We start from the raw sequence: 16,529 nt of genomic DNA, 5'->3' as shown, positions 1-16,529 counted from the left end.
GCCCGCCAGCATGCGCAGCAGGGTGGATTTGCCAGAGCCGGAGCCACCCAGAAGAGCAAAGATCTCGCCCTTGTGGATGTCCAGGCTGACGTCGTCGACCGCCAAGGTGCTGTCGAAGCTCTTGGAAATGCCTTTGATGCTGAGGAGCACCTCCGCTTGCGCGGAGGTGTTGTTGGTTACGGCCACCGTCAGCGACCGGATTTCACGCTGGTCCAGGTGCGAGTCATCAGGCGCTGGGCGTCCTGTGGCCGACCTTCCATCACGTACAGTTTCTTCAGCACTTCCTCGGTGGGATAAATGCTGGTGTCACTCAGGATTTCCGGGTCGACGAACTCGTCAGCCGCCTTGTTCGGGTTGGCGTACCACACGTAGTTGGTGACGTCCGCGATGATTTCCGGGCGCATCAGGAAGTTCATCAGCTTGTGGGCATTTTCCACATTCGGTGCGCCGGCCGGAATGGTCATCATGTCAAACCACAGCACCGCACCCTCTTTGGGGATGGTGTAGCGGATCACGTTGCCGTTTTCGGCTTCTTCAGCACGGGCAGCGGCCTGCAGGATGTCGCCGGAATAGCCGGCGGCCACGCACAGGTCACCGTTGGCCAGGTCGCCAATGTAGCGGGAAGAATGGAAGTAGGTGATATTCGGGCGCACGGCCTTGATCACTTCACCGCCTTTCTTGATGTCGTCGGCGTTGTTGCTGTTCGGGTCCAGGCCGATGTAGGCCATTGCAGCACGAACCATCTCTTCGCCGGAATCCAGCATGGCAATGCCACAGCCACCCGCGGCCAGTTTGCCGGTCACTTCCGGATCAAACACCAGGGCCCAGGAGTCGGTAGGGGCGCTGTCGCCCAGGATTTCCTGGATGCGGCCTTCGTTGTAGCCATAGCCGTTGGTGCCCCACAGGTACGGCAGGGAGAACTGGCTGCCCGGGTCAATCTTTTCCAGATCGTCCATCAGATCCGGGTTCAGGTTGGCCATGTTCGGCAGCTTGCTGTGGTCCAGCGCTACGAACGCCTTGGCAGAAATCTGCTTGGCTACGTAGTGGTTGGAGGGCACCACCAGGTCATAACCGGAACGGCCAGACAACAGGGCCGCTTCCAGCACCTCGTTGCTGTCATATACGTCGTAGACAACCTTGATGCCGGTTTCTTCGGTGAACTTCGCCAGGGTGTCCTCGGCGATGTAGTCAGACCAGTTGTAGACACGCACTTCCTCGGCTGCAAAAACCGAAGAGGCACCCAGAGACATAGCAACAGCGGCGGCAAGCGCCTGTGGCTTACACAACTTCAACATTGGATGGTGTCCCTCACTTAAAAGGGATGGATACAAAACGTGCAGGACGCACGCGGTGTTGTGCAGGTCTGCTGAGGGTGGCCGGAGGTGGCAGGTGTTTGCGAAAACACCGGGGTGCCGCCTTTTGACTCCTCAAAGGAGCCTCTGGCGCACTCCGGATTATCTCTGGCCTTCAGAGCGGTTCACAATCAAGGCGCGACTTTGCAGGAAGGCTGGTTGCCTTTCAAAAAGTCGCAACGCGGAGTGTGGATCGCTCTGCAGGCCCCGAAGGGCGGGCTCTAAGGGCTTCATCTGCGGTGTTGCAGCTCTTGCCAAGGGCTTCGGCCATTGGCTGCGAACTGCGCCTTGCATCTGAAGCCCTTAGAGCTCGCAGAGATAATTCGGAGTGCGTCAGAGGCTCCTTAGGGCTTATCCTGGAAACGGTGGTGGGGAATCCGACCGTATTCGCGCGATATTTATCATGAGAATACGGTCTGCGCTACAAAATTTTTACCGGATGGAGTGGGTGCTTGTGCGTATCCTTGTCGCTGATGCTCAGTGCCGCGCTGTGTGGCGGTAATCCGTGGGCGACTTCCCCATCACTTTTTTGAACAGTCGAGAAAAGTAATAGGCATCGTCATAGCCCAGTTGCCTGCTGATATCGGCGAAGCTCTGGCTGGTGGTATCCAGCAACTCACAGGCCCGTTCCACTTTGAGATGCAGGAAGTGCTGGATTGGCGAGGTGCCGGTCTGCTCCCGGTACCGGGTGGCGAAGTGAGCCGGCGACAGGCCGGAAAGCTCGGCCAGCTGATTCAGGGTCAGGCGTTCCTCCAGATGCTCCCGCATGAAGCTGTGCAGGGAGTCCAGCTCGGCCTGCCGGGCCTGGCTGGTTTCGTCGGCGTTGATGGGCACGGCGGCCAGCAACTGTCGTAGCCGATTGCTGGCGTGGATCAACCCACGGGCCCGGAAGCCCGTCTGCCGTACCGACAGCAGGCCGTTGAAATCCACCAGTAACCGGGGCTGTCTGCCCAGATGCCGGATGCGGGTGCTGTCATCAAAGCCCATGTACTGACCGAAGTCTTCGGCCAGCGGGCCGGTGTAGTGCACCCAGTGAATGGTCCATGGATTGTCCGGGTCCGCCGTGTAGCGGTGACTGACGCCGGCCGGCAGCAGCAAAAGGTCGCCGGCGGTCACGGTATAGGGCTCGCCTGCAACGTTCAGAAAAGCCTTGCCATCGGTGCAATAGATCAAAAGATTGTCACGATGGTGTTCCCGATGCATGTGATGGCCCGCCGCCCGCCGGTAATGGCCGAAGGCCAGCGGGTACAGCTCTCGGGTTAGTGGGTGGTGCGCCAGTTGGCGGACGATGGGCTCCGGAATCACATAGCGAACGCTGTCCGTAGGAACAGGCCACTGGGAGGTTTGCGCGGATGGCTTGGTGTCTTGATGACTGGTCATCGAAAAATAATCCATCATGGGCGAAACTTAGTCAATCATCAGGCGGCAAGGAGCGTGCTAGTCTTTTGGAAAATCATCGCCAGGTCCGTTTCGTTATTCAGCGGGCCACGGCACTCCCGGACAACAACAAACAGGGACCATCCTCATGAAAAAAGTACCTCAGTTTATTGCTGGTGAATTTGTTCAGAGCCAGACCCAGAACTGGATCGACGTGACCAACCCAGCCACGAACGAAGTCATCGCCCAGGTGCCCTGCGCCACGGCAGACGAAATGCGCAAGGCCATCGACAACGCCGGCGAAGTGTTCAAAAGCTGGAAGGAAACGCCGGTATCCGAGCGGGCCCGGGTCATGCTGCGTTACCAGGCACTGCTGAAAGAGCACCACGACGAGATTGCCGAAATCCTGTCCCAGGAAACCGGCAAGACCTTTGACGACGCCAAGGGCGATGTCTGGCGCGGCATCGAAGTGGTAGAGCATGCCGCCAACGTGGCGTCCATGATGATGGGCGAGACCGTTGAAAACGTCGCGCGGGAAGTGGATACCCACTCGTGGATCCAGCCGTTGGGCGTTTGCGCCGGCATTACCCCGTTCAACTTCCCGGCCATGATTCCCCTGTGGATGTTCCCCATGGCCATCGCCTGCGGTAACACCTTTGTACTGAAACCGTCCGAGCAGGATCCGCTCACCCCGATGCGCCTGGCGGAACTGTTCGAAGAAGCCGGTGCGCCCAAGGGCGTTCTGCAGGTGGTGCACGGTGCCAAGGAGCAGGTGGATACCCTGTTGAACGATCCGGCCATCAAGGCCATTTCCTTTGTGGGTTCGGTACCGGTCGGCCGTTATATCTACGAAACCGGTACCCGCAACATGAAGCGCGTACAGAGCTTTGCTGGCGCCAAGAACCACATGGTGATCATGCCGGATGCCGACAAGCAGCAGGTGATCAATGCCCTGGTGGGTGCCTCTGTGGGTGCCGCCGGTCAGCGTTGCATGGCTATCTCCGTGGCGGTGTTTGTCGGCGCGGCGCAAGAGTGGATCCCGGAACTGAAGGAAGCCATGGCGAAGGTGCGCCCGGGTGCCTGGAACGACTCCGGTGCCAGCTATGGCCCCGTTATCAGCGGTAAGGCCAAGGAGCGTATCGAAGCCCTGATTGCCACTGGTGAAGCGCAGGGTGCGAAACTGATGCTGGATGGTCGCGGCTGCACCGTGGATGGCCTGCCGGACGGTAACTGGGTAGGGCCCACGCTGTTCAGCGAGGTGACGCCGGAAATGGATATCTATAAAGAAGAAATTTTCGGGCCAGTGCTCACTTGCATGAACGCGAACGACCTTGGCGAAGCCATTGAGCTGATCAACAACAGCCCCTATGGCAACGGCACCTCCATCTTCACCAACCACGGTGGCGCCGCCCGCCGCTTCCAGCACGAGATCGATGTGGGCCAGGTGGGAGTGAACATTCCCATTCCGGTGCCCCTGCCGTTTTTCTCTTTCACCGGCTGGAAGGGTTCTTTCTACGGCGACCAGCACGCTTACGGCAAGCAGGCAGTACGTTTCTACACCGAAACCAAGACCGTGACCTCCCGCTGGTTCAGCTCTGAGGCAACGTCTTCTGAAGCCAACTTCTCCATCCAACTGCGTTAAGGGTGAGAAAGGGAGCTGAACGATGGATTTCAACCTGACGGAAGACCAGCTGGCGTTCCGGGATGCGGCCCGGGCCTTTGCCGAGAAAACCATGGCGCCCTTTGCCGGCCAGTGGGATGTGGATCACACCTTCCCGGTGGAAGTGATGAAAGAAGCCGGCGAGATGGGCTTTATGGGGATTTATACCCCGGAAGCCCTGGGCGGCATGGGCTTGTCCCGCCTGGACACCTCGGTGATTGTGGAAGAGCTGGCCATGGCCTGCCCATCCACGGCTGCCTTCATCACCATTCACAACATGGCCACCTGGATGGTGGCCAGCTTTGCCTCGGACGACCTGAAGCAGGAATTTGTGCCCAGGCTGGCCAGTGGTGAATGGCTGGCCTCCTACTGCCTGACCGAACCCGGGGCCGGCTCCGATGCCGCCAGCCTGCGTACCAGGGCGGTTCGTGACGGCGACAGCTATGTGATCAACGGCAGCAAGATGTTTATCTCAGGCGCCGGCGCCACCGATGTGCTGGTACTGATGGCCCGCACCGGTGATGCCGACAGTGGCGCCAAGGGGATTTCCACCTTCGTGATCCCCGCCAATGCCGAGGGTGTTTCCTACGGTAAGAACGAGGAAAAGATGGGGTGGCACAGTCAGCCAACCCGCATGGTGACCCTGGAAGACGTGCGCATTCCCGCCAGTAACCGCGTTGGTGAGGAAGGTGACGGCTTTGCCATCGCCATGAAAGGGCTGGACGGCGGTCGCCTGAACATCGCCACCTGCTCCCTTGGCGGCGCCCAGGCGGCGCTGCTGCGGGCGCGCAATTACCTGCACGAGCGCCAGCAGTTCGGCAAACCACTGGCAGCCTTCCAGGCGCTTCAATTCAAGCTGGCGGATATGGCCACCAACCTGGTGGCGGCCCGGCAAATGGTGCGCCTGGGTGCCTTCAAGCTGGATGCCGGCGACCCGGAAGCCACCCTGCATTGCGCCATGGCCAAGCGCTTCGCCACCGATGCCTGTTTCGAGGTGGCCAACGAAGCCCTGCAGCTGCACGGCGGCTACGGCTACATTCGGGAATACCCGCTGGAGCGCTATGTGCGGGACCTTCGGGTACACCAGATTCTCGAGGGCACCAACGAAATCATGCGCCTGATTATTGCCCGCCGCATGCTGGAAGACGGCGTTGCCGAAGCCATCCAGTAACCGGCCCCAATCATCAGCACCGGAACAACCAAAGGAATTTACCATGAGCGAACTGATTCAACTGGAAAAGCGCGATCACATTGCGATCCTGACCATCGCCAACCCCCCGGCCAACACCTGGACGGCAGACTCCCTGGCGGCTCTGGAAGCCACCATTGAAGACCTCAACGCAGACCGCAACATCTTCGCGCTGGTGGTCACCGGCCAGGGTGAGAAATTCTTCTCCGCCGGGGCGGACCTGAAAACCTTTGCCGACGGTGACCGTGCCCGGGCCAACGAGATGGCCCAAAAGTTCGGCCAGGCCTTCGCCACGCTGACCGCCTTCCGGGGTGTGTCGATTGCCGCCATTAACGGCTACGCCATGGGCGGTGGCCTGGAATGTGCGTTGTCCTGCGATATCCGCATTGCCGAAGAGCACGCCCAGATGGCGCTGCCGGAAGCCGGTGTTGGCCTGCTGCCCTGCGCCGGCGGTACGCAAAACCTGCCCTGGCTGGTAGGCGAGGGCTGGGCCAAGCGCATGATTCTGTGCGGCGAGCGGGTAGATGCCAGCAAGGCGCTGCAGATTGGCCTGGTGGAAGAAGTGGTGCCGTCCGGTCAAGGCCTGGAAGCCGCCCTGAAGCTAGCCGAAGGCGCCTGCAAGCAGAGCCCGTCTTCCATTGCCCGCTGCAAGCAGCTGGTGATGAGCGCCCGTGATGGCCGCAGCCACACTGATGGCTGGCGCATGGAGCGGGAACTGTTCGTAGAGCTGTTCCACACCGAAGACCAGAAAGAAGGCGTGAATGCGTTCCTCGAGAAGCGCAAGCCGGAATGGAAAAACCGATAAGCCCGGGGCTGCTATGAGCGATCAACCGATGGTATTTGAAGAATGGACCACAAACGGCGGTGGCCGGATTGCGGTCGCCAGGCTGAACAGCCCGCGTAACCTGAATTCGCTGTCTATGGACATGATCCGCCTGCTCAAGCCGCAGCTGCAACGCTGGGCCGACGATGACAGCGTATGCGCGGTCTGGCTGGAAGCTGAGGGCGACAAGGCCTTCTGCGCCGGTGGCGATATCGTGTCCCTGTACCGCAGCATGACCGAGCCGGGAAAGCTGGCTGAAGGCGAGCGGTTCTTCACCGAAGAATACGAGCTGGACTACCAGATTCACACCTACCCCAAACCCATCGTGTGCTGGGGCAATGGCATTGTGATGGGCGGCGGTATTGGCCTGATGGTCGGAGCCTCCCACCGGGTGGTTACCGAGCACTCGAAGCTGGCTATGCCGGAAGTGAGCATCGGCCTGTACCCGGATATCGGCGCCGGCTGGTTCCTGAACCGCATGCCCGGGCGTACCGGAATGTTTCTGGGGCTGACCGGCACCCGCATGAACCCAGCCGATGCGCTGTTTGTGGGCATGGCAGACCGGTTCGTCAGCCACGAACTCAAAGGGCAGGTGATTGATGCCCTGGCCTCCGCCAACTGGCAGGGTTCCAGCGCCCATAGTGTTGTCAGCTCGGTACTGCGCCAGTACGAACAGCAAAGCCGGGAGGCGCTGCCGGCGTCTCCGGTTCGTGATCACTTTGATGATATCCAGCAGGCCACCGATGGCGATTCCCTTGAGCAGGTGGTAGCGCAGCTGAAAGATCTGGGCGGCCGAGAGGGTTGGCTGGGGAAGGCTGTGAAGGGATTGGCGAGCGCCTCACCCACGTCACTGGCCCTGACCTGGAAACACCTGCAGCGCAGCCAGCGGGACAGCCTGAAACAGGTGCTGGATAACGAGCTGGTGATGTCGGTGAACTGCCTGAAGAAGGGCGAGTTTGCCGAAGGCATCCGGGCATTGCTGATCGACAAAGACATGCAGCCCCGCTGGCGTTATGCCTCGCTGGCGGAACTGGACAACGAGTGGATTGAAGCATTTTTCAGCCAGGCGCCCGGGCACTGATAAATCCCGGCGCACTGCTACAAAAACAAGGAGAAGCAAGATGGCGAAGGTAACTTTTATTGGTCTGGGCAACATGGGCGGGCCCATGGCCTCCAACCTGCTGAAGGCGGGGCATGAGGTCACGGTTTTCGACCTGTCCAAACCGGCGGTCGAGGCATTGGTGGCCGAAGGGGCCAGCACTGCGGATTCCGCTAAAGCGGCGACACAGGGCGCCGAGTGCGTGATCACCATGCTGCCGGCGGGCAAGCATGTGGAAGCGGTGTACCTGGGCGAAGACGGTCTGCTGGCAGCCCTGCCGGCGGGCACCCTGGTGATTGACTCCTCCACCATTGCCCCGGAAACCTCCCGGGCGGTGGCAGAAGCCGCCGCGGCAAAAGACCTGGCCTTTATCGACGCGCCGGTATCCGGCGGCGTAGGTGGTGCCACGGCCGGTACGCTGACCTTCATTTGCGGCGGCGAAGTGGCCACCTACAACAAGGCACGGCCGGTTCTGGAAGCCATGGGCAAGAACATCTTCCACGCGGGACCCCACGGTGCGGGGCAGGTCGCCAAGATCTGCAACAACATGATGCTGGCCATCCTGATGGCCGGCACCAGCGAAGCCCTGGCTCTGGGCGTCAAAAATGGCCTGGACCCTGCGGTACTGTCGGAAATCATGAAGCAGAGCTCCGGCGGCAACTGGGCCCTGAACCTGTACAACCCGTGGCCGGGTGTGATGGAAGGGGTGCCGGCATCCCGGGATTACCAGGGCGGTTTCCTGGTGAACCTGATGACCAAAGACCTGGGGCTGGCGTTTGATAACGCGGTCGCCAACCAGGCCTCCATCCCCATGGGTTCCCTGGCCCGAAACCTGTTCCAGCTGCACGCCGGGCAGGGTAACGGTCAGCTGGACTTTTCGAGTATCCTGAGGCTTTACAAACCGGACTGAGCAGTAGAGCCATGCAAGTAACATTCGGGGAGCTGAAGGCTTTCCTTGAAGATCACTTTCCCCAGGGTACCGCCTACGGCACCCTGGAGGAACTGGGGGATGGCTGGGCCGAGATGAAGCTGGAGGTGAACGACGACCATCTGCGCCCCGGTGGAACCGTGTCTGGCCCGGTTATGATGGGGCTGGCAGACGTGGCCATGTATGCCGCCCTGCTGGGCAAAATCGGCCTGGTGCCACTGGCGGTGACCACCAACTTCAACATCAACTTCATGCGCAAGCCCGCCGCCCACGCTGCGGTGTGGGCCCGCGCTACCTTGCTTAAAGTAGGGCGCACGATGGCGGTGGGTGAGGTGTCGATCTATTCCACTGGCATGGAGGAGCCGGTGGCCCATGCCACTATGACGTACTCTATTCCTCCGGAGAAGCATCGGCCCTGAGGCCCCGGCTCAGCTCCGGCGCGAGAGCTTCGGCAATGTACCGATAGCCTTTGATGCCGGGGTGGTAGCCGTCGCTGGCCAACAACCCGGTATCGTCAATAACCGGGTAACGGGTGTAGCGGAAGTTCTGCGGCATCTCGCTGGCCAGTTGCCGGTAGATGTTGTCCAGAAGCCTGGCCCGCCACCCCATCACGTAGCGCAAGGGTGCGGGCAGGGCAGTAAACAGGTGCATGGGCGGCACACTCAGCAGCATCAGGGGTGCCGGATACCGCGCTTGGAGCAACTCTCTCAGGTCCAGCAGTTGCTGGCGGAATCGTTTCCGGGGTGTAAAACCGGTGGTGTCGTTTACCCCCATGCTCAGGATAACTACATCGGCTTCCGGTAAGTCTGTTTGTTCCAGCGCCCGGTTCAGGGCATTCAAACGAATACCGTTAACCCCGAAGGTGTGCCAGGCGATGGTTTGCCCGGTTCCCTTATGAAGCTCCCGTGCCAGCTGGCTGGCCAGGCCCTGATCGTGGGTTTGGGCGCCCACGCCGGCTGCGGTGGATTCGCCAATCACCAGGATGCACCGGGCGGGCTCGCCCTCACCATATTGCCCGAACGGAGATCCGGAGGCCTCCGGCAGCCGTGGCGTGGTTTGACGAGTGCGCATACCCTGATACAGCAACACCGGAAAGAGCACAGCCGTGGTCAGCCAGAATGGAAGATGCATTGCGTAGATCCCGGGTTTAGTGGAGCAGAATGGTTCTGGTATCGGCGATATTAGTCGCAAGGTTCGCAGCGGGGCCCTTAACGTTCAACCGCTCATGGCCTGTCCCACTTTAGAGCCGTTGTGGCGTTTGAGCTGGCCGCAGATCCAGCCGCCGGTCGCCACCAGTTTCTCCAGGTCGACACCGGTTTCTATACCCAGCCCATTTAACAGGTAGAGCACGTCTTCAGTGGCCACATTGCCGGAGGCGCCCTTCGCATAAGGACAACCGCCCAGGCCTGCCACCGAGGCATCGATTACGCTGACGCCTTCTTCCAGTACCGCATACAGATTGGCCAGGGCCTGGCCGTAGGTGTCGTGGAAGTGGGCCGCCAGCTTATTCATAGGAATATGGGCGGCTACGGCCTCCAGCATGCGCCTGGCTTTCAGCGGTGTGCCTACGCCGATGGTGTCGCCCAGGGAAATCTCATGGCAGCCCATGTCGTACAGGGCCTTGGCGACGCTGGCGACCTGCCCTGGCTCAATGTCACCCTCATAGGGGCAACCCATCACCGTCGACACGTAGCCGCGCACCGGAATGCCGTGCTTGCGGGCTGCTTCCACCACGGGAGCGAAGCGGTCCAGGCTTTCGGCGATACTGCAGTTGATGTTCTTTTGGGTAAAGCTTTCGGAGGCGGCGCCGAACACCGCAACTTCGTAGGCTCCGGCCGCCAGGGCATTTTCGAAGCCTTTGAGGTTGGGGGTGAGGGCAGAGTAGCGCACGCCGGCCTTTCGAGTGATGCCGGCCATGACCTCGGCGGCATCACCCATTTGTGGCACCCATTTGGGGGAGACAAAGCTGGCGGCTTCGATGTGGGTAAGGCCGCAGTCGGCCAGCCGGTCGATCAGCCCGGTTTTGATGCTGGTAGCAATCACCGGGCCGGGTTCGTTCTGCAGGCCGTCCCGGGGGCTCATTTCCACCAGTCGGACACGTTTCGGGAAGGCCATTACTCAGTCTCCTCAATCTCGATGGCGATCAACTCCGCCCCTTCGGATACCTGGTCGCCCTGGGCAAAGAACACCTCGCTGACGGTGCCATCGGCCGGGGCTTTGATGGCGTGCTCCATCTTCATGGCTTCCATGATTACGAGAGTCTGGCCGGCGGTGACCTTATCGCCAGCCTGCACCTGCACCGCCACAATGGCACCGTTCATGGGGGCAGAGAGGCTGCCGTCGCCGGCCAGGTCTTCGGTTTCCCAGCGTTCACGGTAGAGCTTGCAGGTGATGCTGTTGCCTTCGTGGAACAACACCAGTTCGTCGTTGTGCAGGTTGCCGTACACGCACAGGCGGTGGCCATTGATGACCGCTTGCAGGTAATCGTCCTGCAGGCTGGCCTGCAGGGTATAGCGGTTGTCGCCGAGGGTTATCTGATAGCCGTGATCCTGCTCAAGAACCCTTAGTTCAACCACCTCCTCGCCCACCTGCAGGGCCAGGGGTTCGGCGTAGTCGGAATTCAAGCGCCAGCTGTTCTGCCGGCCGAAGGGCGACCAGGGGTCTGTGCTGACCACTTCACGGGACTTGCGGTGTTCCAGGAGAAAGCCGGCAGCCAACACAAGAACCTTGCCGGTATCCGGGCCGGAAGCGGGAAACAGCAGCTCGCGGTGGTCATCAATGAAACCGGTGGTCAGCTCGGCCTGGCGAAAGGGTTCGGCATCGGCCAGGGCGTGCAGGAAGCGGATGTTGGTTTTTACCCCGGCAATGCGGTACTGCTCCAGGGCCTGCACCATGCGGTTGATGGCCTGTTCCCGGGTTTCGTCCCACACGATGAGCTTGGCGATCATCGGGTCGTAGTGGATGCTGATCTCGTCCCCTTCGGTAACGCCGGTATCCACCCGCACGTGGGCGGATTCTTCCGGGGTGCGCAGGTAACGCAGGGTGCCGGTGGCAGGCAGGAAGTCCTGGTCCGGATCTTCGGCGTAGATGCGCGCTTCCAGGGCGTGGCCGCGGGTTTTCACCTGTTCCTGGGCCAGCGGCAGGGGCTCACCCCAGGCCACTTTCAGCTGCCATTCCACCAGGTCTTGCCCGGTGACCATTTCGGTAACCGGGTGTTCCACCTGCAGGCGGGTGTTCATNNGATCTGGAGATCGGCGGCCTCGTCCCGTGTCTCGCCCCAGGTGACCAGCTTGGCGATCATCGGGTCGTAGAACATCGACACCTCGCCGCCTTCGAACACCCCGTCATCCACCCGGATACCGTCGACACCGCGGCGGCCGTTCTCCTCGCCATCGTCGGCCCAGGGCTCGACCGGCGGCTGGTAGCGCACGAGGCGGCCCGTAGAGGGCAGGAAGCCGCGATAGGGGTCTTCGGCATAGACCCGGTTCTCGATCGCCCAGCCATCGATTTTCACATCGTCCTGCTTGATCTGGAGTTCTTCGCCGGCCGCGACCCGGATCATCTGTTCGACGAGGTCGACGCCCGTGATCGCCTCGGTAACGGGATGCTCCACCTGCAGGCGGGTGTTCATTTCCATGAAGAAGAACGAGCCGTCTACGTCGTACAGGAACTCGACGGTGCCGGCGCCCACGTAGTTAATGGCTTGCGCGGCTTTCACGGCGGCCTCGCCCATGGCTTTACGGGTGGCCTCGCTCAGCCCCGGTGCGGGCGCTTCTTCCAGTACTTTCTGGTGGCGACGCTGCACCGAGCAATCCCGCTCGGCCAGGTAGATGCCGCTGCCCTGATGGTCGCAGAACACCTGGATTTCCACATGCCGTGGCTGGGTCAGGTAGCGTTCGATCAGCATGTCCGGGTTGCCGAAAGCGTTCCTCGCTTCCCGCTGGGCGGCGGCCAGGGCGTCATCAAAGTCGGCCATTGTTTCCACCACCCGCATGCCTTTACCACCACCACCGGCAACGGCTTTCAGCAGCAGCGGGAAGCCGCATTTCTCAGCCTCGGCCCGCAGCAGCTCCGGCGACTGGTCTTTGCCGTGGTAGCCCGGCACCAGAGGCACACCGGCTTTTTCCATAATCGCCTTGGCGGCGGACTTGGAGCCCATGGCGGCGATGGCCGAAGAGGGCGGGCCGATGAATACGATGCCGTTGGCTTCGCAGGCTTCGGCAAAGCCGGTGTTTTCAGACAGGAAGCCGTAGCCGGGGTGAATGGCCTGGGCGCCACTCTGCCTGGCAATGTCGATAATGGTGTCGGCTTTCAGGTAGCTGTCAGCGCTGGCGGCCGGGCCGATGTTGAAGGCCTCGTCTGCCATGGCGACATGACGAGCGTTGGCGTCAGCGTCTGAGTAGACTGCCACGCAGCGGATACCCATGCGGTGGGCGGTCTGGATAATCCGGCAGGCGATTTCGCCGCGGTTGGCGATCAGGATTTTGTTGAACATTATGTGTTATCTCCCGGAACCCAGCTGGCCTTGCGTTTGTTCAGGAAAGCGCTGAGCCCTTCCTGGCCTTCCTCACCCGCACGGATGTCGGCGATGCGTTGGGCGGTGTCTTCGATGACATCGGCGCTGATGGGCTTGTGGCTGACAGCAAACACCAGGTCCTTGGCGGCACTCATGGCTTGCGGGCCATTGCCGGCCAGTTGTAGCAGCAGCTCGTTGCAGCGGGCGTGCATGGAAGCTTCGTCGTCACAGACGATGTGCACCAGCCCGTATTCGCAAGCCTGTTTTGCGCTGAAGACTTCGGCGGAGATGAAATAGCGCCGGGCCTGACGCTCGCCGATTGCCCGCACCACGTAGGGGCTGATAACGGCGGGAACCAGGCCGAGTTTCACTTCACTCAGGCAGAAGCTGGCGTTTGCGGTGGCCAGTACGATGTCGCAGCAGGCTGCCAGGCCGACTGCGCCACCGTAGGCTGCGCCCTGAACCAGGCCGATCACCGGCTTGGACAGGTGGTTGAGGGTGCTCATCAGCCTGGCCAGTTCCCGGGAGTCGTTCAGGTTCTCGGCGTGGTCGTTGTCTGCCATGCGGCGCATCCAGCCAAGGTCGGCACCGGCGGAGAAGTGTTTGCCTTCGGAGCGCAGGAGGACAACGCGGGTTTGGTCGTCTCGTTCCGTGACTTCCAGCGCCTTGATCAGTTGCTGGATGATCGCGTCGTCGAAGGCGTTGCGCTTGTCTGGCCGGTTCAGCACGATTTCGGAAACACCACCTTCCAGGTAGTTGAGCAGAACGGCAGAGGTCTGTTTAGTCATGGCGTTCTCTCCGGTTACATGCGGAACACGCCAAAGCGCGTCGGCTTGGCGGGTCGGTTCAGGGTGGCAGACAGGCTGAGGGCAACCACTTCCCGGGTCTGGGCCGGGTCGATCACGCCGTCGTCCCACAGGCGGGCGCTGGCGTAGTAGGGGTGGCCCTGTTGTTCGTATTTATTCGCAATGGGTTTCTTGAATTCGGCTTCTTCTTCGGCACTCCAGTCCTGGCCTTTGCGTTCCATGCCTTCACGTTTGACTGTGGCGAGTACGTTGGCGGCCTGTTCGCCGCCCATCACCGAGATGCGGGCATTCGGCCACATCCACAGGAAGTCCGGGCTGTAGGCCCGGCCGCACATGCCGTAGTTGCCGGCACCGTAGCTGCCGCCAATCAGCACGGTGATCTTGGGCACGTTGGCGCAGGCCACGGCCATGACCATCTTGGCGCCGTGCTTGGCGATGCCTTCGGCTTCGTATTTCTGGCCCACCATAAAGCCGGTGATGTTCTGCAGGAACAGCAGCGGGATGTTGCGCTGGCAGCACAGTTCAATAAAGTGCGCGCCTTTCTGGGCGGATTCGCTGAACAGGATGCCGTTGTTGGCGATGATGCCCACGGGGTAGCCGTGGATATGGGCGAAGCCGGTCACCAGGGTGGAGCCGTAGTAGCGCTTGAATTCGTCAAATTCGGAGCCGTCGACGATACGGGCAATCACGTCGCGTACGTCGAACTGTTTGCGCAAATCGGTGCCCACGATGCCGTAGATTTCGTCCGGGTTATACAGCGGTGCCCTGGGTTCGCGGATTTCCACGGGTACGGGTTTGCGGCGGTTGAGGTTGGCGATGCAGCGCCGGGTGATCTCGAGGGCGTGGGCGTCGTTTTCGGCATAGTGATCGGCCACGCCGGAGGTTTTGCAATGGACATCGGCTCCGCCCAGGTCTTCGGCGCTGACCACTTCGCCGGTGGCGGCTTTGACCAGTGGCGGGCCGGCCAGGAAGATGGTGCCCTGGTTGCGCACGATGATGGATTCGTCGGCCATGGCGGGTACGTAGGCGCCGCCGGCGGTGCACAGGCCCATAACGACGGCGATCTGGGGGATACCATCGGCAGACATTCGGGCCTGGTTGTAGAAAATGCGCCCGAAGTGGTCCCGGTCGGGGAAGACTTCATCCTGTCGTGGCAGGTTGGCGCCGCCGGAGTCGACCAGGTAGATGCAGGGCAGGCGGTTGGTTTCGGCGATTTCCTGGGCCCGCAGGTGTTTTTTGACGGTGAGCGGGTAGTAGCTTCCGCCTTTTACGGTGGCGTCGTTGGCGATGATCATGCATTCGGTACCGCTGACCCGGCCGATGCCGGCGACCACGCCGGCGGCGTGGACGTCTTCGTCGTAGACGTTGTAGGCGGCGAACTGGCCGATTTCGAGGAAGGGGGAGCCTTCGTCGAGCAGTTTGTTGATGCGCTCTCTTGGCAGCAGTTTGCCGCGGTCTGTGTGGCGTTTCTGGTATTCGGGGCCTCCGCCCTGGTGAATGAGTTCGACTTTTTCCCGCAGGTCGGCTACAGCGTTGGCCATGGCCTGGTGGTTGGCCTGGAATTCGTCGGACCTCGGGTTTATTTTGCTCTGGAGTATCGTCATTGGATATTCGTCCGTGCATCGGCCCTGCGGGTAGAGCGATTCAAAAACCGCTACAAGCACGTCCCTGTGCGCTTCTCTCCGGCCATCCATGGCCTACGAAATTTTTGAATCGCTCTACCCGCAGGGCCTCGTTTGACTTGGTCAGTGAATTCCGCGCAACGCTTACTTATTCAGGAACAGCTCTCTGCCGATGAGCATGCGTCGGATTTCAGACGTGCCCGCTCCGATTTCATAGAGCTTGGCGTCCCGTAGCAGGCGGCCGGTGGGGTAGTCGTTGATGTAGCCGTTGCCGCCGAGCAGCTGGATGGCGTCCAGGGCCAGCTTTGTGGCCATTTCGGCGGAGTAGAGGATGGCGCCGGCGGCGTCTTTTCTGGTGGTTTCGCCGCGGTCGGCGGATTGGGCGACCATGTAGACGTAGGACTTGGCGGTGTTCATGAAGGTGTACATGTCGGCAACTTTGCCCTGTACCAGTTCGAATTCGCCGATGGCCTGGCCGAATTGTTTGCGTTCGCGGATGTAGGGGATGACCACGTCCATGGCGGCTTGCATGAGGCCGAGGGGGCCGCCGGATAGGACGATGCGTTCGTAGTCGAGGCCGCTCATCAGTACTTTGGCGCCGTTGCCTACGCCACCGAGGACGTTTTCTTTGGGAACCTTGCAGTCTTCAAACACCAGTTCGCAGGTGTTGGAGCCGCGCATGCCGAGTTTGTCGAGTTTCTGGTGGCGGCTGAAGCCGGGGTAGTCGCGTTCTACGATGAAGGCGGTGACGCCTTTGGAGCCGCCTTGCGGGTCGGTTTTGGCGTAGATTACGTAGGTGTTGGCGTCTGGCCCGTTGGTGATCCACATTTTGTTGCCGTTGAGGACGTAGTGGTCGCCTTCATCCCGGGCGTGGAGTTTCATGGAGATGACGTCGGAGCCGGCGTTGGGTTCAGACATGGCCAGGGCGCCGATGTGCTCGCCAGTGATGAGTTTGGGAAGGTATTTCTGTTTCTGCTCTTCGGTACCATTGCGGTTGATCTGGTTCACGCACAGGTTGGAGTGGGCGCCGTAAGATAAGCCAACGCTGGCGGAGGCGCGGCTGATTTCTTCCATGGCGATGACGTGTGCCAGGTAGCCCATGTCGGAGCCGCCGTATTCTTCACTCACGGTGATACCCAGCAGGCCCATGTCGCCCA

14 protein-coding genes and 2 pseudogenes are annotated in these 16,529 nt (G+C 61.0%); 6 read left to right on the top strand and 10 right to left on the bottom strand.

Annotation, left to right across the window (positions count from 1 at the left end; genetic code table 11):
* From B3Y70_RS02275 to B3Y70_RS02265, 3 genes are all read right to left on the bottom strand, one after another.
* Positions 1 to 150, bottom strand: a 150-nt coding sequence (locus B3Y70_RS02275; RefSeq protein ID WP_414674105.1) for an ATP-binding cassette domain-containing protein, incomplete at its 3' end; no start/stop codon positions are given.
* A gap of 38 nt (positions 151 to 188) precedes the next feature.
* Complete coding sequence (locus tag B3Y70_RS02270; protein WP_011785606.1) at positions 189 to 1,295, bottom strand: polyamine ABC transporter substrate-binding protein; 1,107 nt, start codon at positions 1,293 to 1,295, stop codon at positions 189 to 191.
* 534 nt (positions 1,296 to 1,829) lie between these two features.
* Positions 1,830 to 2,750, bottom strand: coding sequence for an AraC family transcriptional regulator (locus B3Y70_RS02265; protein ID WP_011785605.1), 921 nt, complete (start codon positions 2,748 to 2,750; stop codon positions 1,830 to 1,832).
* A gap of 127 nt (positions 2,751 to 2,877) precedes the next feature.
* Here B3Y70_RS02265 and B3Y70_RS02260 point away from each other — a divergent pair, with 127 nt between their 5' ends.
* The 6 genes from B3Y70_RS02260 to B3Y70_RS02235 are packed head-to-tail and all read left to right on the top strand — an operon-like array spanning position 2,878 to position 8,847.
* Entirely contained in the window at positions 2,878 to 4,371 is a 1,494-nt protein-coding gene (locus B3Y70_RS02260) for a CoA-acylating methylmalonate-semialdehyde dehydrogenase (RefSeq protein ID WP_011785604.1), read from the top strand.
* Positions 4,372 to 4,393: 22 nt separating this feature from the next.
* The gene (locus B3Y70_RS02255; RefSeq protein WP_011785603.1) at positions 4,394 to 5,560 is read left to right on the top strand and encodes an acyl-CoA dehydrogenase family protein; all 1,167 of its coding nucleotides are present in this window, start codon (positions 4,394 to 4,396) and stop codon (positions 5,558 to 5,560) included.
* A gap of 43 nt (positions 5,561 to 5,603) precedes the next feature.
* Positions 5,604 to 6,383, top strand: a complete 780-nt coding sequence (locus B3Y70_RS02250) for an enoyl-CoA hydratase (RefSeq protein ID WP_011785602.1) — start codon at positions 5,604 to 5,606, stop codon at positions 6,381 to 6,383.
* A gap of 13 nt (positions 6,384 to 6,396) precedes the next feature.
* Positions 6,397 to 7,482 (top strand): enoyl-CoA hydratase/isomerase family protein, encoded by a 1,086-nt coding sequence (locus tag B3Y70_RS02245; protein ID WP_011785601.1) that lies wholly within the window; start codon positions 6,397 to 6,399, stop codon positions 7,480 to 7,482.
* Between the two features lie 40 nt (positions 7,483 to 7,522).
* Positions 7,523 to 8,410 carry a 3-hydroxyisobutyrate dehydrogenase gene (gene mmsB / locus B3Y70_RS02240; protein ID WP_011785600.1) on the top strand — a complete coding sequence of 296 codons (888 nt, stop codon included), beginning with the start codon at positions 7,523 to 7,525 and terminating at the stop codon, positions 8,408 to 8,410.
* Between the two features lie 11 nt (positions 8,411 to 8,421).
* Positions 8,422 to 8,847, top strand: a complete 426-nt coding sequence (locus B3Y70_RS02235) for a PaaI family thioesterase (RefSeq protein WP_011785599.1) — start codon at positions 8,422 to 8,424, stop codon at positions 8,845 to 8,847.
* Here B3Y70_RS02235 and B3Y70_RS02230 read toward each other — a convergent pair.
* From B3Y70_RS02230 to B3Y70_RS02200, 7 genes and pseudogenes are all read right to left on the bottom strand, one after another.
* The gene (locus B3Y70_RS02230) at positions 8,819 to 9,559 is read right to left on the bottom strand and encodes an SGNH/GDSL hydrolase family protein (RefSeq protein ID WP_011785598.1); all 741 of its coding nucleotides are present in this window, start codon (positions 9,557 to 9,559) and stop codon (positions 8,819 to 8,821) included. The genes B3Y70_RS02235 and B3Y70_RS02230 overlap by 29 nt on opposite strands.
* An 84-nt stretch (positions 9,560 to 9,643) precedes the next feature.
* Positions 9,644 to 10,543 (bottom strand): hydroxymethylglutaryl-CoA lyase, encoded by a 900-nt coding sequence (locus B3Y70_RS02225; RefSeq protein WP_011785597.1) that lies wholly within the window; start codon positions 10,541 to 10,543, stop codon positions 9,644 to 9,646.
* A pseudogene (locus B3Y70_RS02220) lies at positions 10,543 to 11,667 on the bottom strand (biotin/lipoyl-containing protein); the annotation flags it as partial. The gene B3Y70_RS02225 and the pseudogene B3Y70_RS02220, both read right to left, overlap by 1 nt.
* A gap of 17 nt (positions 11,668 to 11,684) precedes the next feature.
* Positions 11,685 to 12,923: pseudogene (locus B3Y70_RS02215) on the bottom strand (acetyl-CoA carboxylase biotin carboxylase subunit); the annotation flags it as partial.
* The gene (locus tag B3Y70_RS02210; RefSeq protein WP_286715148.1) at positions 12,923 to 13,732 is read right to left on the bottom strand and encodes an enoyl-CoA hydratase-related protein; all 810 of its coding nucleotides are present in this window, start codon (positions 13,730 to 13,732) and stop codon (positions 12,923 to 12,925) included. The gene B3Y70_RS02210 and the pseudogene B3Y70_RS02215, both read right to left, overlap by 1 nt.
* 14 nt (positions 13,733 to 13,746) lie before the next feature.
* Entirely contained in the window at positions 13,747 to 15,354 is a 1,608-nt protein-coding gene (locus B3Y70_RS02205) for a carboxyl transferase domain-containing protein (protein WP_286896333.1), read from the bottom strand.
* Between the two features lie 162 nt (positions 15,355 to 15,516).
* Positions 15,517 to 16,529: isovaleryl-CoA dehydrogenase (locus B3Y70_RS02200; protein WP_286896336.1), on the bottom strand; the 1,013-nt coding region annotated here is incomplete at its 5' end.

Origin of the sequence: Marinobacter sp. UBA5687, assembly GCF_002420325.1 — a bacterium.
Taxonomy (GTDB): domain Bacteria; phylum Pseudomonadota; class Gammaproteobacteria; order Pseudomonadales; family Oleiphilaceae; genus Marinobacter; species Marinobacter nauticus.
The sequence above is the reverse complement of the archived record's forward strand: the minus strand, read 5'-3'. Positions and strand labels throughout refer to the sequence as shown.

Bases quoted from the DNA above. Each gene is read 5' to 3' on its own strand.
- B3Y70_RS02210 (WP_286715148.1), bottom strand. From the start codon at position 13,732: ATGACTAAACAGACCTCTGCCGTTCTGCTCAACTACCTGGAAGGTGGT.
- B3Y70_RS02255 (WP_011785603.1), top strand. From the start codon at position 4,394: ATGGATTTCAACCTGACGGAAGACCAGCTGGCGTTCCGGGATGCGGCC.
- mmsB (WP_011785600.1), top strand. From the start codon at position 7,523: ATGGCGAAGGTAACTTTTATTGGTCTGGGCAACATGGGCGGGCCCATG.
- B3Y70_RS02270 (WP_011785606.1), bottom strand. From the start codon at position 1,295: ATGTTGAAGTTGTGTAAGCCACAGGCGCTTGCCGCCGCTGTTGCTATG.
- B3Y70_RS02205 (WP_286896333.1), bottom strand. From the start codon at position 15,354: ATGACGATACTCCAGAGCAAAATAAACCCGAGGTCCGACGAATTCCAG.
- B3Y70_RS02265 (WP_011785605.1), bottom strand. From the start codon at position 2,750: ATGATGGATTATTTTTCGATGACCAGTCATCAAGACACCAAGCCATCC.
- B3Y70_RS02250 (WP_011785602.1), top strand. From the start codon at position 5,604: ATGAGCGAACTGATTCAACTGGAAAAGCGCGATCACATTGCGATCCTG.
- B3Y70_RS02235 (WP_011785599.1), top strand. From the start codon at position 8,422: ATGCAAGTAACATTCGGGGAGCTGAAGGCTTTCCTTGAAGATCACTTT.
- B3Y70_RS02260 (WP_011785604.1), top strand. From the start codon at position 2,878: ATGAAAAAAGTACCTCAGTTTATTGCTGGTGAATTTGTTCAGAGCCAG.
- B3Y70_RS02225 (WP_011785597.1), bottom strand. From the start codon at position 10,543: ATGGCCTTCCCGAAACGTGTCCGACTGGTGGAAATGAGCCCCCGGGAC.
- B3Y70_RS02230 (WP_011785598.1), bottom strand. From the start codon at position 9,559: ATGCATCTTCCATTCTGGCTGACCACGGCTGTGCTCTTTCCGGTGTTG.
- B3Y70_RS02245 (WP_011785601.1), top strand. From the start codon at position 6,397: ATGAGCGATCAACCGATGGTATTTGAAGAATGGACCACAAACGGCGGT.